Raw genomic sequence first — 13060 nt, forward strand, 5'->3', positions numbered from 1 at the left:
CTTTGATGCGACTGATAGCAGGCTCGGGCGCCCGTTTGCCCACACTCCACCACCAGAGCCGACAGACGCATCGCAACCCTATATCTCCTGGATCAGGAAAGGCTCGAGGATGAGCACATCGTCGCTGCTGAAGCGCTTCGCCGCCTATTATCGTCCGCATCGCGGGCTGTTCGTGCTCGATTTCGGCAGCGCGGTGACGGCTGGCCTGCTGGAGCTTGCCTTTCCCGTTGCCGTGACGCTGTTCATCGACCGGCTGCTGCCAACCGGCCAACTCGGGCTGATCGGGCTTGCAGCCCTTGGGTTGCTGCTGATCTACGTCGTCAATGCCGGCCTGCAGATGATCGTCACCTATTGGGGCCATATGCTCGGCCTGAACATCGAGACGGAGATGCGGGCGAGGGCGTTCGACCACCTGCAGAAGCTGTCCTTCTCCTATTTCGACAACCAGAAGACCGGCCATCTGGTGGCGCGCCTGACCAAGGATCTGGAAGAGATAGGCGAGGTCGCGCATCATGGTCCCGAAGACGTGTTCATCGCCATCATGACGCTGATCGGCGCGTTCCTGCTGATGTGGTGGGAACACCCGCCGCTGGCCATCGTCACGGCGCTGATCGTGCCCGTCACCGCCTGGGTGACGACGCGCTACGGCCGGCGGATGACGAAGACCTGGCACGCGCTCTACGGCCGGGTGGCCGATTTCAACGCCCGCATCGAAGAGACGGTCGGCGGTATCCGCGTGGTACAGGCCTTCGCCAACGAGGAACACGAGCGCCAGCTGTTTGCCGTCAACAATGCCGGCTATCTCTCGACCAAGCTGCAGGCCTACTGGGCGATGGCGGCGTCAACCTCGCTGTCCTACCTGTCGATGCGCTTCGTGCAGGTTGTCGTCATGCTTGTCGGTGCCTGGTACGTGACCAGGGGCGAGTTGACAGCCGGCGGTTTTGTCGGGTTCCTGCTGCTGGTCGGCGTGTTCTTCCGGCCGATCGACAAGATCAACTCGGTCATCGAAACCTATCCGAAGGGCATTGCCGGCTTCCAGCGCTACACCGCCTTTCTCGATACCGAGCCGGATATCGCCGACCGGCCGGGCGCGAAGACCATGCCGCGGCTGCAGGGCGATATCGCCTATCATGCCGTCCGCTTCGAATATCAGGCGAACAAGCCGATCCTCGACGGACTGGATCTGACCATCAAGGCGGGTGAGACCATCGCCTTCGTCGGGCCATCGGGCGCCGGCAAGACGACGGTCTGTTCGCTGCTGCCGCGCTTCTACGATGTGGTGGCCGGCAGCATCTCCATCGATGGTGTCGATGTCAGAGAGATGACGCTGGCGTCGCTGCGCTCCAGCATCGGCATCGTCCAGCAGGACGTCTTCCTGTTTGCCGGCACGATGCGCGAGAACATTGCCTATGGCAGGCTGGACGCCGCCGAGGGCGAGATCCTCGATGCGGCCCGGCGCGCGCGTCTGGACGAGGTGATTGCCGGACTGCCTGCCGGCCTCGACACCATCATCGGCGAGCGCGGCGTCAAGCTCTCCGGCGGCCAGAAGCAGCGGCTGGCGATCGCCCGCATCTTCCTGAAGAACCCGCCGATCCTGATCCTCGACGAAGCCACCTCGGCGCTCGACACCGAGACCGAACGGGCGATCCAGCAGTCTCTCGCCGAACTGTCCGAGGGCCGCACGACGCTTGTCATCGCGCATCGTCTGGCGACGATTACCGAAGCCGACCGGATCTGTGTGATCGACAAGGGCAGGGTAGTGGAAGAGGGCAGCCACCGCGAACTGCTGCGCCGCGCCGGCCCCTACAGGCGGTTGCAGATGGCACAGCAGACGATGGTGCCTGTCGATGGCGATGAGCCGGATACGAAGAAGCTGGCGTAACGTGAGGTTGGCGATGGCTTGCGTTACGTGAGCACACACGTTCCGTCGTGCAATCAGATGTTTAGCCGGCAATCCTGATAGCGGCTGAACATTTCGGGTTGCGCGCGGCCAGCAGGTCTTGTCATCACTCCTAAAGCAGATAGCTGACCGGCTCGTTGCTCACAGGGTGCGGGAAAACGCCCATATCGACGCCGAAGACCGATTTCAGCACATCCGACTGGACGATATCGACAGGTGCGCCACGGGCCGAGACCCTCCCGTCGTTAAGCGCCACCAGTTCATCGCAGTAGCGCGAGGCGAGGTTGATGTCGTGGAGCACGACGACGATGGTCAGGCCGCGCTCGTGGCTGAGTTCGCGCAGCAGCGACAGCACGCCCGCCTGATGCGCAAGGTCAAGCGCCGAGGTCGGTTCGTCGAGCAACAGGCAACTGGCGTTCTGCGCCAGCATCATGGCGATCCAGGCCCGCTGGCGTTCGCCACCCGACATGTTGGCGACAAGGCTGCCGGCGAACCTTTCAAGATCGGTACGCCTGATCGCATCCTCGACCAGGTCGCGATCCATTCTGGTGAAGCGCCCAAGCGTGCCGTGCCACGGGAAACGGCCGAGCGCCACAAGCTCGCGCACCGTCATGCCATCGGTGGCGGGGGTGAACTGCGGCATGTAGGCGATCTCACGGGCAAAGGCGCGACCACTCCAGCTCGCTGCAGGCTTGCCCTGCAGCTGGACGGCGCCGGACGTCGGATCGACCTGGCGGGCAATGATCTTCAACAGCGAACTCTTGCCCGAGCCGTTCTGCCCGACGAGCCCGTAGACACGCGCGGCCTCGAGCGTCAGATCGACGCCGCGCAGAATCTGCTTCTTGCCGGCTTCGTAGCGGATCTGCGACAGGGTGAGGAATTCGGCGGACATGGCGGCGGCTCCAGCTGGCAGGTGGCTCGATCCTGAAAACAGGATCGCTTCGACGTTCCTGCAAAAGTTTACCCGTTGTGTCAACTTACCGAAGCAGGATGCCGGCCGTTGCCAGCACGCGATCTTGCGGAATTTACTTGATATGAAGCGGGAGTAGGCGCGCTTCGTCTCACGTTGCGTGCAAGAGATAACCCATTGGGATCTATTGCATGTCGCACTTGGAAATAGAATGTACCCGGCCACACACAAAGATCGGATAAGATAGATTATGGAACATAAGCGTTCGATATCGTGATTGAGGGCCGCGAACCTCGATAGCTGCTCCTGCTAAAGTTAGTTCGGAGTGACTGAACGTCAGCGTTCCGGGTCTGCTCTGCCTCCTGTCTCGCAGTCGGAGGCGCTCAGTGGGGTTGCATCGGCACAGACGCTGCAGGACATGTCGCAAGGTTTGTCACGACGATGACTCCACAAACAGGCGTCCCGTCCAGCAGCCGGCGCGCCAATCTCTCTCAAAAAGGCATCGGCATGGACGCAAATTGATGCTTTTCGCATGGCGGCTTACTGCCTAGTCAATGGTGACCAGCTTCAAGAGGATCACGGCGATGGCAACCCCATTCTACTGGAACGAGCTCAACACCTACGACTTTGCCGGGCTCTGCGCCGACACCACCATCGCCATTCTGCCGATTGCGTCCACCGAGCAGCACGGGCCGCATCTGCCGGTGGCGACCGACGTCGCCATTGCCACCGGCATGCTGGCGGAACTGCGCCGGCAGCGAAAGGACGATCTCGACATTCTGGTTCTGCCGACGCAGGAAATCGGCAAGGCCAATGAGCATGTCTATGGTCCGGGCACGCTGTCGCTCAGCGCCGAGCTGTTGATTCCCGTGTGGACGGCGATCGGCGCCAAGGTGGCGGAAGCCGGTCTGCGCAAGATGGTGATCGTCAACTCGCATGGCGGCAATGTCGATATCATGAGCATTGTCGCGCGCGAGCTCAGGGTGCGCTACCAGATGGCCGTCGTCTCCACCCAATGGGGCCGCTTCGGCAATCCCGACGGGATGATCAGCGAGCACGAGACGAGATACGGCATCCATGGTGGCGAGGTCGAGACCTCACTGATGCTGCATTTCCGGCCGGATCTGGTGCGGATGGACAAGGCCGAGAACTTCATCTCGAAGGCGGAATCGATGCGTGAAAAGTCGAAATACATCCAGCCTTTGCCGCCGCATTCGCTGGCCTGGATCGCCCACGATCTCAACCCGAACGGTGTGGTCGGCGACGCCTCGCTGGGCACTGCCGAGAAGGGCGAGGCGATCTGCAAGCATCAGGTCAAGGGCTTCGTCGAGATGCTTTACGATCTCAAGGACTATTCGCTCGGCAATCTCTATACGCAATAAGGCGCCGATAGAGGCTCAGGCGCCGGCCGGTTTGTCCGGCGCGATGTGGCCCTTCTCCTGCAATTCCTGCACCAGCCCGGCAAGTTCGGCCAGCAGATATTCGACGAACAGACTGGTGGCGGCATCGAGCGGCGCACGGGCGCGGGCAAACAGCTTCATCGGCTGATGCCTTGCATGCGGCTCGGCGATCGGGCGGAACACCAGTTCGCCGGCACGGCATTCGGTGACGACGTCGAGCGGATTGAGCATGGTGAGCCCTGCCCCGCACTTCACCAGTTTCTTCAGCATCTCCGACGCATTGCTTTCCAGTACCGGTTCGACCGAGACATCGAGCCGCGCCAGCGCCAGGTTGATGACGTCGCGAAGGCTGGTGCCTTGCTGTGCCAGAAGCAGGCGCTCCTGAACGACATCGGCGAGATTGATCGGGCCATCGCCGATCAGCCTATGGCCGGGCGGCAGCACGACGCCGATCGGAATGTCGAAATTGCCGAGCGAGCGGATGCCGGGTGTGGCCGGAATGTTGAAGCCGAGGCCGATATCGACGTCGCCTGAGAGCACCGGGCCGACGGTCGTGGTGCCGGCGTCGTTGCGGATCTGGAAATAGACGCGCGGATGCTCGGACTGGAAGCGGGCGATGATTTCGGCCAGCGGCCCTGATGCCAGACCCACGGTCGTCACCAGCCTGACCTTGCCGGCCTGCTGCATCTTGAGGCTGCGGATGCGGCCTTCGAGGCGGTCGTAATTTTTCAGAACCTCGCGAATATGCTCGATGCAGAGCTCACCGGCAGCCGTCAGCCTCAGCCCGCGCGGCAGGCGCTCGAACAGCGGTGCGCCGATCTCCTCTTCAAGCGCGAGAATCTGCCGGTTGATCGCCGAGGACGCGACGTTGAGCCGGGCGGCGGCCTTGCGGATCGAGCCGGAACGGGCGATCTCGTCGATATATTGAAGCTTCCTGGAATGCAGCATCCGGCCCTCGTTGCATCTATTTTAAGCGCCGCGCACAAATTAGGAACAGGCGGCCTGTGGGATGCCAAAAAGGCATCGTTGCGCACGAATTTTGATGCTTTTCAAACAGCAACGCAACCGCTCAAATAAAACAAATGGAGCGCTGTCGAAGACGCTTCTGGGCCTCAAAGGGGAACGGCTGATATGTCCAATACATTGAAGAGCATGGCTTTTACGGCACTGCTGGGCCTCGGGACCGCGCTTGCGACGACTGCGCCCGGCTACGCGCTGGACAAGGTGAGCTACGGCACCAACTGGCTGGCGCAGGCGGAGCATGGCGGCTTCTACCAGGCGGTGGCCGATGGCACCTACGCCAAGCACGGCCTCGACGTGACGATCGTGCAGGGTGGCCCGAACGCAGCCAACAGCGCACTGCTCATCTCCGGCAAGATCGATTTCTACATGGGCGGCTCCCAGGGCGAGCTGACGGCTGTCGAACAGGGTATTCCGCTGGTCGATGTGGCGGCGATCTTCCAGAAGGATCCGCAGGTTCTGATCGCCCATCCCGATGCCGGCGTCGAGAAATTCGAGGACCTGGCAAAGCTCAATGCGCTGTTCCTCGGCAAGGACGGCTACCTGACCTTTTTCGAGTGGATGAAGGCCAATTATTCCGGCTTCAAGGACGAGCAGTACAAGCCGTATAATTTCAATCCCGGTCCCTTTATCGCCGACAAGCAATCGGCACAGCAGGGCTACCTGACATCGGAACCCTACGAAATCCAGAAGCAGACTGGCTGGACGCCGAAGGTGTTCCTGCTCGCCGACAACGGCTACACCCCCTACTCCACGGCGATCACCACGACGCAGACGATGATCGATACCAAGTCGGATATCGTCCAGCGCTTCGTCGATGCTTCGATCGAGGGATGGTACAACTACCTCTACGGCGACAACAGCAAGGCCAACGCGCTGATAAAGACCGACAATCCTGAAATGACCGATGGCCAGATCGAATACTCCATCGCAAAGATGAAGGAATACGGCATCGTCGAGTCGGGCGAGGCACTGGACAAGGGCATCGGCTGCATGACCGATGCGCATTACAAGAAGTTCTTCGACGAGATGGTCGGCATCAAGGTGTTCAAGGCCGATACCGACTACACCAAGGCCTTCACCACGAAATACGTTTGCAAGGGCGTCGGCATGGCGCTGAAGAAGTAGAACAACCGTCCCTTCTCCCCTGGGGGAGAAGGTGGCCCCGAAGGGGTCGGATGAGGGGCGGCCTAGGATCACTCCGGCGGCTGCACGCGTTGCGGCCCCTCAACCGCCTGCCGGCACGGTCTTCCCGATCGGGAGAAAACGGCAAGTGGCGAGATACCAAGATATGAAAGACGTCATGACAGCATCGCAGCCCTCCATGTCTTCAGTCCCAACCCAGGCCCGCAAGCGGCCGCTCGTTGTCATGGAACAGGTCTCGAAAATGTTCTCCAGCGGCACGGTCGCGCTGTCGGGAATGTCGCTGACGGTCGAGAGCGGCGAGTTCATCAGCCTGCTCGGGCCGTCAGGCTGTGGCAAATCGACGGCGTTGCGGATCATTGCCGGCCTCGGCGACGTGTCGTCTGGCAGGATCGACTGGCCGAGCTCGCGGATCAATTCCAAGGGCCTGCCGGAGGGCGATATCAGCTTCGTGTTCCAGGAGCCGACGCTGATGCCGTGGAAGAACGTGCTTGACAATGTGTACCTGCCGCTCAGGCTGCGCGGTGTATCGAAGGCTGCAGCGCGCGAGGAGATCATGGCCGTCCTTGCGACCGTGGGATTGCAGGATTTCGCTGAGGCCTATCCCCGCGAGCTGTCGGGCGGCATGAAGATGCGGGTGTCGATCGCGCGCGCTCTGGTGACCAAGCCGAAGCTGTTGCTGATGGACGAGCCGTTTGCCGCACTCGACGAAATCACCCGGCAGAAGCTCAACGACGATGTGCTCCGGCTCTGGAAGGAGACCGGCATTACCGTGATCTTCGTGACGCATTCGGTATTCGAATCCGCCTATCTCTCCAACCGCATCGTCGTCATGAAGGCCCGGCCAGGACGGGTGCATGGCGACATCCCGCTTGTCACCAGCCTGGAACGCGACGCGCATTACCGCACGTCGGAAGAATACCGGCAAGCCTGCGAGACCGTGTCCCGATCGCTGATCGGCGCGATCAATGCCGCAAAGGAAGACCGATGAGCACCGACATCGTCGAGACACCCGCCCCCGGCCCTGTCATTGCCAATCCGCTGACGGCCAAGCGCCGCGATCTGGCGCTGAGGATCATCGTGCCCGTCGTCACCGTGGCGGCGCTCGTGTTCATCTGGTGGCTCTATGTGAAACTGTCGGGCGTGCCACCCTATATCCTGCCCGGCCCGGTGGCTGTCGCGGGCGCTTTCGTCAACGACTGGGGGACGCTCGCCCCTGCCCTGTGGGTCACCACCAAGATCACCTTCCTGTCGCTGTTGCTGGCGCTGATCGGCGGGGTCGGCTTTGCCGTGTTTCTGGTGCAGTCGCGCTGGATCGAGATCGCCTTCTATCCGCTGGCGGTGATCCTGCAGGTGACGCCCGTCGTGGCGATCTCGCCGCTGATCCTGATCTATGCGCCATCGACGCAGGTGGCGCTGTTGATCTGCGCCTTCCTCGTCGCCTTCTTCCCGATCCTCTCCAACATGGTGCAGGGGCTGAAGAGCGTCGATCACAACCTGATCAACCTGTTCGAGCTCTACGGCGCCTCGCGCTGGCAGACGCTGTTCTACCTGAAGCTGCCGGCCGCCCAGCCCTATTTCATGACCGGTCTCAGGATCGGCGGCGGGCTGGCGCTGATTGCCGCCGTCGTTGCCGAGTTTGCGGCAGGCTCTGCCGGCGCCGGATCGGGCCTCGCCTTCCGGCTGCTCGAGGCGCAATACCGGATGAACATCCCCCGCCTGTTTGCCGCACTGCTGATGCTGTCGCTGCTCGGCGTGGCGATCTTCGCCATCACCTCATTCATCTCCTGGCTCAGCCTGCACCGCTGGCACGAGAGCAGCCTGAAGCGGGAAAACTGATGACCTATTCCTTCATGTCCCCCCCGAACGCTGCCCGCTTCGTGCTCAGCAACGCAACGCTGCCGGCGGTTGCCGTCGAGGGCTACGGTGCTGTCGCCAGCGAAGGGCTGGTGCGGGCCGATCTCGTCATCGAGGATGGTCTGGTCTCGGCGATCCTGCCGGCCGGCAGCGCGCCGCAGGAGCTTGCCAAGTCGGATCTGCGCGACGGCATGGTCTGGCCGTGCTTTGCCGATATCCACACCCATCTCGACAAGGGTCATATCTGGGCCCGCAACAGCAATCCCGATGGCACCTTCATGGGCGCGCTGACATCTGTTGGCGCCGACCGTGCGGCGCATTGGAATGGCGAGGATGTGCGCAAGCGGATGGAGTTCTCGCTGCGCTCCGCCTATGCCCACGGCACCAGCCTGATCCGCACGCATCTGGATTCCCCCGCCCCGCAGCACCGGATATCCTTCGAGGTGTTTGCCGAGGTGCGCGATGCCTGGAAGGACAGGATCGCGCTGCAGGCGGCGGCGCTGTTTCCGATGGACGACATGGTCAACGAGGCCTATTTCGCCGAGCTGGTTTCGATCGTTCGCAACACCGGCTGCCTGCTTGGTGGCGTCACCAAGATGAGCCCTGATCTGACATGGCAACTCGATACGCTGCTGCGGGCTGCGGCGGACAATGGGCTCGATGTCGATCTGCATGTCGACGAGACCGATGATCCCGGTGCCGAGACGCTGAAGGCGATTGCCGAGGCGGTGCTGCGCAACGGCTTTGCCGGCAAGGTCACCGCCGGCCACTGCTGCTCGCTGGCGCGCCAAGATGACGACACCGCCAAGCGGACGGTGGAGCTGGTCGAAAAGGCAGGGATTTCAATCATTTCTCTGCCGATGTGCAACATGTACCTTCAGGACCGAACCCCCGGCCGGACGCCGCGCTGGCGGGGGGTGACGCTGTTCAAGGAGTTGGCCGCGGCCGGCGTCGCCACCGCCGTTGCCTCCGACAACACCCGCGACCCGTTCTACGCCTATGGCGATCTCGATGCCGTCGAGGTGTTCCGCGAGGCGGTGCGCATCCTGCAGCTCGATCATCCGCTGGATACCGCCGCCCGCGTGGTCACCACCTCGCCCGCTTCCATCGCCGGGCGCCCTGACATGGGTCGCATCGCCGTCGGCCGCCCTGCCGATCTCGTCCTCTTCAGCGCCCGGCGCTGGAGCGAATTTCTATCCCGTCCGCAGGCTGACCGCGTGGTGCTACGCCGCGGCAAGGTCATCGACCGGAGCCTGCCTGATTACCGTGAACTCGATAGCGTCGTTGGAGCCTGACATGCCGGACTACCAGAAAATCAAACAGGAACTCGAAGGCATCGCCACTGAGGACAATCCGGCGCTGGTGCGCCAGAAGAGCCGCGACTTCTATTGGTATTCGCCGATCCTGAAGGCGCAGCTCGACGGCGTGACGGCCGATCTTGTGGTGACACCGAAGAACGAGGCCGAGGTGATCCGGACGCTGAAGGTGGCGTTCGCCCACGGCGTTCCGGTAACGCCACGCGGCGCCGGGACCGGCAATTACGGCCAGGCCATGCCGCTGTCGGGCGGCATCGTGCTGAACCTTGCGGCGATGGACCAGATCAAGGAAATCCATCCCGGCCGGGTGATCTGCGAGCCGGGCATCGTCATCGCCCAGCTCGACAAGCAGACCCGGGCGCATTCCGGACAGGAGCTGCGCTTCCACCCCTCGACCGCACAGACGGCGACGATCGGCGGCTTCATTGCCGGCGGTTCGGGTGGCGTCGGCTCTATCACCTGGGGCGGGCTTCGCGATATCGGCAACATCATCCGGCTGCGTGTCGTCACCATGGAAGCCGAGCCACGGGTGCTCGACCTGACCGGCTGGGACCTGCAGAAGGTTAGCCATGCCTATGGCACCAACGGCATCATCACCGAGATCGAGATGCCGCTGGCGCCTGCCTATGACTGGGTGGACGTGCTGGTCGGTTACGACGACTTCATGGACGGCGTGCGCTATGCGGACGCATTGGCGAAGTGCAACGGCATCCTCGTCAAGGAAATCGCCCCGATCGCCGCCCCCATCCCCTACAGCTATTTCACCCGCCACAAGTCGTATATCCGCGAGGGACAGTCGGTGGTGGTGCTGATGGTGGCGCCGCATTCGATCGATGCTTTCAGCGCGTTCACGGCATCGCAAAAGGGCGAAGTGATCTTCCGCTCCGACAAGGTGGAGAGCATGAAGGGCATTCCGCATGCCTATGAGCTCGCCTGGAACCACACGACGCTGCGGGCGCTGAAGGTCGATCCCGAATTCACCTACCTGCAGGTCCAGTATCCCGGTCCAGACCATGTGGCCAAGGTCGCCAAGATGGTCGAGATCTTCGGCGATGAGGTGCCGGGCCATCTGGAATTCATCAAGTTCAACGGGCAGATCCAGTGCTCGGGCCTGCCGCTGGTGCGCTACACCACCGAGGAGCGGCTCGAGGAGATCATCAGGATCCATCAGGACAACGGCTGCTTCATCTTCAACCCGCACCGTTACACGCTCGAAGAAGGCGGCATGAAGCAGACGGACAAGATACAGCTGGCCTTCAAGCATGAGACCGATCCGAAGGGCCTGCTCAATCCCGGCAAGATGATCGCCTGGGAGAACCCCGATTTCGACTTCTCGGCCGGCGAGAACTATCTGTTCCCGGGCCTGGCATCGGTGATGGAGGACGCATGAGGGTTCTGGTCCTTCACTCGCATCCGGTGGAATCGAGCTATGGCAAGGCGCTCTACCGACAGACGCTGGAGAGCCTGAAGACGGCAGGGCACGAGGTCGACGGCTGCGACCTCTATGCCGAAGAATTCGACCCGGTGCTGTCGCGCCAAGACCGGCTGGTCTATCATGACTACCCGGAGAATACCGAACTGGTGAAGGACCATGTCGAGCGGCTGAAACGGGCGGAAGGACTTGTCATCGTCACCCCCATCTGGAACTTCGGTTTTCCGGCGATCCTCAAGGGTTACTTCGACCGGGTGTGGCTGCCCGGCGTGTCGTTCGAACTTGTCGATGGTAAGGTGGAATCGCGGCTGCGACAGATCCGCAAGCTCGGCGCGGTGCTGACCTACGGCGCCACGCCGTTCCGCGCCTTTGTTGCCGGCGACCCGCCGAGGAAGATCGTCAAGCGGGTGCTGCGGGCGCAGATCAATCCGCTGCGGCCGGTGACCTTCCTTGCCCATTACGACATGAACAATTGCACCGCGCAATCGCGGGAAAGGTTTCTCGGCAAGGTGAAGGTCGGGATGGAGCGGTTCTGATCACCCTGCCCCGCTGCTGTCAGGCCTTGCGGAAAACGCGACTGGAGACGGAGATTGGATTGCCTGATGGGTCGCGGGCATTGGCGTAGACATAGCCGTCGGCCTGATGCAACGGACCGAAGTCCAGTCCATCCGCAGCGCGCGCTGCGCAGAAGCCGGCGACGTCCTCGACCGCGAAAACCAGCTTGACGGTGGACTGCCCCTGCTTCACTGCCTTGGCCGCCTGATGCACCATGATACGGCTGCCGCCGGTCTCGTTGATGAGTTCGACTATTCTGTCATCTTCCGAACGCAATGCCTTGAACAAAAATTCTTTTCGTAAAACGAGACGGTCGTTTCAAGGTCGTTGGCATAGATCACGATGCCTGCCAGCTGCACAGTCAAGGATCGTCCTCCCTATGGTGTCATCACCCGGGCGGCAGTCACCTCCACCTCGACCAGAAACTCCGGCCTTGTGAAGCCGCTGACGATGATCAGCGTCGAGACCGGCTTGGGGTCGAGCGTGTAGCGGTCGCGCACCGCCATGTAGGCCGCGAAGTCCTCGCGTCTGGTCACGAAGCCCGAGATGCGGATGACGTCGGCGAAATTCATGCCGGCCTCTTCGAGGATCGCGCCGATCGCCTGGAAACAGAGTTCGGCCTGCGCTGTGACATCCTCGGGGATGGTGTCGTCAAGCGCAATGCCGAGCTGGCCTGACGTGACCAGCAACGATGCGCCGGCAGGCGCCAGCAGGCCGTGATTGTAGTTTCCGAACGGCTTGCGGACGGAAGGTGGATTGAAAGACGTCTTCATGAAAAGCCTATATATAGCAATATTTTACGACTGTTTTCTAATATCCTAATCGAGGATCAGCCGACCTTGTCGGATGCGAATACAATACTGGCATCGCTGACGATGGCAACATGTCCGTAAGCGGCCTGGCTGGCCGCCACCGTATCGCCGCGCATGATTGCCGTAACGATGACATCGTGCTCGTCGTAGGACTTCGCCAGACGCCCGGGCAGCCGGAACTGGGCACGCCGAAACGGCGCCAGTCGCGCCCGCGTCTGCGTCACCATCTCGTAGATATGATCATTGTGGGCACCGCGATAAAGCCGCGTGTGGAACTCGGTGTTGTGGGCGGAGTAGTCCTCCTGCGCATTGGCGTGCACCAGCCTTGCGGAGGCGCGGTGATCGAGTTCCAGCGCGTGGCGCTCGTCGACCGTCATGCGCTCTGCCGAGAGCCGGGCGCAGATCGCCTCGAGCTCGGACATCGCCTCGAACATCGAGTGCAGATAGGCTTCAGTGACATTGGCGACGACAGCGCTGCGGTTGGGTTCTCGATCGACCAGCCCCATGGCGCCGAGCTCGCGCAGCGCCTCGCGCACCGGGGTGCGCGATACATCGAACCGCACAGCCAGCGAGATTTCGTCCAGTCGCTCACCCGGAGAGATGACGCCGGTGACGATCATGTCGGCGATACCGCGCACCATCTGCTCGACGGTGGTTCCGGTCCGGATGATCTGTCTGCGCCTGATCTGCTTCACGTTGAAACTCTGCCCTTTCG

Annotated in this window: 12 protein-coding genes and 1 pseudogene; 8 read left to right on the forward strand and 5 right to left on the reverse strand. The window is 62.1% G+C overall.

Annotated features, from left to right (window positions below; all coding sequences use genetic code 11):
- The first annotated feature begins 109 nt into the window (after positions 1–109).
- The gene (locus GVL52_RS03780) at positions 110–1882 is read left to right on the forward strand and encodes an ABC transporter ATP-binding protein (RefSeq protein ID WP_160004067.1); all 1773 of its coding nucleotides are present in this window, start codon (positions 110–112) and stop codon (positions 1880–1882) included.
- Between the two features lie 130 nt (positions 1883–2012).
- Here GVL52_RS03780 and GVL52_RS03785 read toward each other — a convergent pair whose 3' ends face one another.
- Positions 2013–2792 carry an ABC transporter ATP-binding protein gene (locus GVL52_RS03785; protein WP_160004068.1) on the reverse strand — a complete coding sequence of 260 codons (780 nt, stop codon included), beginning with the start codon at positions 2790–2792 and terminating at the stop codon, positions 2013–2015.
- Between the two features lie 602 nt (positions 2793–3394).
- Here GVL52_RS03785 and GVL52_RS03790 point away from each other — a divergent pair.
- On the forward strand, positions 3395–4192 hold the full coding sequence (locus GVL52_RS03790) for a creatininase family protein (protein ID WP_160004069.1): 798 nt from the start codon (positions 3395–3397) through the stop codon (positions 4190–4192).
- A 15-nt stretch (positions 4193–4207) separates the two neighbouring features.
- Here GVL52_RS03790 and GVL52_RS03795 read toward each other — a convergent pair whose 3' ends face one another.
- Entirely contained in the window at positions 4208–5158 is a 951-nt protein-coding gene (locus GVL52_RS03795) for a LysR family transcriptional regulator (RefSeq protein WP_160004070.1), read from the reverse strand.
- A 183-nt stretch (positions 5159–5341) separates the two neighbouring features.
- Here GVL52_RS03795 and GVL52_RS03800 point away from each other — a divergent pair, with 183 nt between their 5' ends.
- From GVL52_RS03800 to GVL52_RS03825, 6 genes are all read left to right on the forward strand, one after another.
- Entirely contained in the window at positions 5342–6358 is a 1017-nt protein-coding gene (locus tag GVL52_RS03800) for an ABC transporter substrate-binding protein (protein ID WP_160004071.1), read from the forward strand.
- A 175-nt stretch (positions 6359–6533) separates the two neighbouring features.
- Positions 6534–7364 carry an ABC transporter ATP-binding protein gene (locus tag GVL52_RS03805; RefSeq protein ID WP_200847765.1) on the forward strand — a complete coding sequence of 277 codons (831 nt, stop codon included), beginning with the start codon at positions 6534–6536 and terminating at the stop codon, positions 7362–7364.
- Entirely contained in the window at positions 7361–8212 is an 852-nt protein-coding gene (locus GVL52_RS03810) for an ABC transporter permease (protein ID WP_160004073.1), read from the forward strand. Before GVL52_RS03805 ends, GVL52_RS03810 begins: the two co-directional genes overlap by 4 nt.
- Positions 8212–9525, forward strand: coding sequence for a cytosine deaminase (locus GVL52_RS03815; RefSeq protein WP_160004074.1), 1314 nt, complete (start codon positions 8212–8214; stop codon positions 9523–9525). Before GVL52_RS03810 ends, GVL52_RS03815 begins: the two co-directional genes overlap by 1 nt.
- A 1-nt stretch (position 9526) precedes the next feature.
- Positions 9527–10936, forward strand: coding sequence for an FAD-binding oxidoreductase (locus tag GVL52_RS03820; RefSeq protein WP_160004075.1), 1410 nt, complete (start codon positions 9527–9529; stop codon positions 10934–10936).
- A complete protein-coding gene (locus GVL52_RS03825; protein WP_160004076.1) occupies positions 10933–11514 on the forward strand; it encodes an NAD(P)H-dependent oxidoreductase in 582 nt (193 codons plus the stop codon). Before GVL52_RS03820 ends, GVL52_RS03825 begins: the two co-directional genes overlap by 4 nt.
- A 19-nt stretch (positions 11515–11533) precedes the next feature.
- Here GVL52_RS03825 and GVL52_RS03830 read toward each other — a convergent pair.
- From GVL52_RS03830 to GVL52_RS03840, 3 genes and pseudogenes are all read right to left on the reverse strand, one after another.
- Positions 11534–11892, reverse strand: a pseudogene (locus GVL52_RS03830) (VOC family protein).
- Positions 11893–11910: 18 nt separating this feature from the next.
- Positions 11911–12306 (reverse strand): RidA family protein, encoded by a 396-nt coding sequence (locus GVL52_RS03835; RefSeq protein WP_160004077.1) that lies wholly within the window; start codon positions 12304–12306, stop codon positions 11911–11913.
- Between the two features lie 56 nt (positions 12307–12362).
- Positions 12363–13040: a GntR family transcriptional regulator gene (locus GVL52_RS03840; protein ID WP_160004078.1), complete on the reverse strand. Its 678-nt coding sequence runs from the start codon at positions 13038–13040 to the stop codon at positions 12363–12365.
- Positions 13041–13060 lie beyond the last annotated feature (20 nt).

The sequence above is a fragment of the Rhizobium sp. 18055 genome, from assembly GCF_902706285.1.
GTDB lineage: Bacteria > Pseudomonadota > Alphaproteobacteria > Rhizobiales > Rhizobiaceae > Rhizobium.

Coding starts and splice junctions, on each gene's coding strand:
- GVL52_RS03780 (WP_160004067.1), top strand. CDS start 110: ATGAGCACATCGTCGCTGCTGAAGCGCTTCGCCGCCTATTATCGTCCG.
- GVL52_RS03785 (WP_160004068.1), bottom strand. CDS start 2,792: ATGTCCGCCGAATTCCTCACCCTGTCGCAGATCCGCTACGAAGCCGGC.
- GVL52_RS03790 (WP_160004069.1), top strand. CDS start 3,395: ATGGCAACCCCATTCTACTGGAACGAGCTCAACACCTACGACTTTGCC.
- GVL52_RS03795 (WP_160004070.1), bottom strand. CDS start 5,158: ATGCTGCATTCCAGGAAGCTTCAATATATCGACGAGATCGCCCGTTCC.
- GVL52_RS03800 (WP_160004071.1), top strand. CDS start 5,342: ATGTCCAATACATTGAAGAGCATGGCTTTTACGGCACTGCTGGGCCTC.
- GVL52_RS03805 (WP_200847765.1), top strand. CDS start 6,534: ATGACAGCATCGCAGCCCTCCATGTCTTCAGTCCCAACCCAGGCCCGC.
- GVL52_RS03810 (WP_160004073.1), top strand. CDS start 7,361: ATGAGCACCGACATCGTCGAGACACCCGCCCCCGGCCCTGTCATTGCC.
- GVL52_RS03815 (WP_160004074.1), top strand. CDS start 8,212: ATGACCTATTCCTTCATGTCCCCCCCGAACGCTGCCCGCTTCGTGCTC.
- GVL52_RS03820 (WP_160004075.1), top strand. CDS start 9,527: ATGCCGGACTACCAGAAAATCAAACAGGAACTCGAAGGCATCGCCACT.
- GVL52_RS03825 (WP_160004076.1), top strand. CDS start 10,933: ATGAGGGTTCTGGTCCTTCACTCGCATCCGGTGGAATCGAGCTATGGC.
- GVL52_RS03835 (WP_160004077.1), bottom strand. CDS start 12,306: ATGAAGACGTCTTTCAATCCACCTTCCGTCCGCAAGCCGTTCGGAAAC.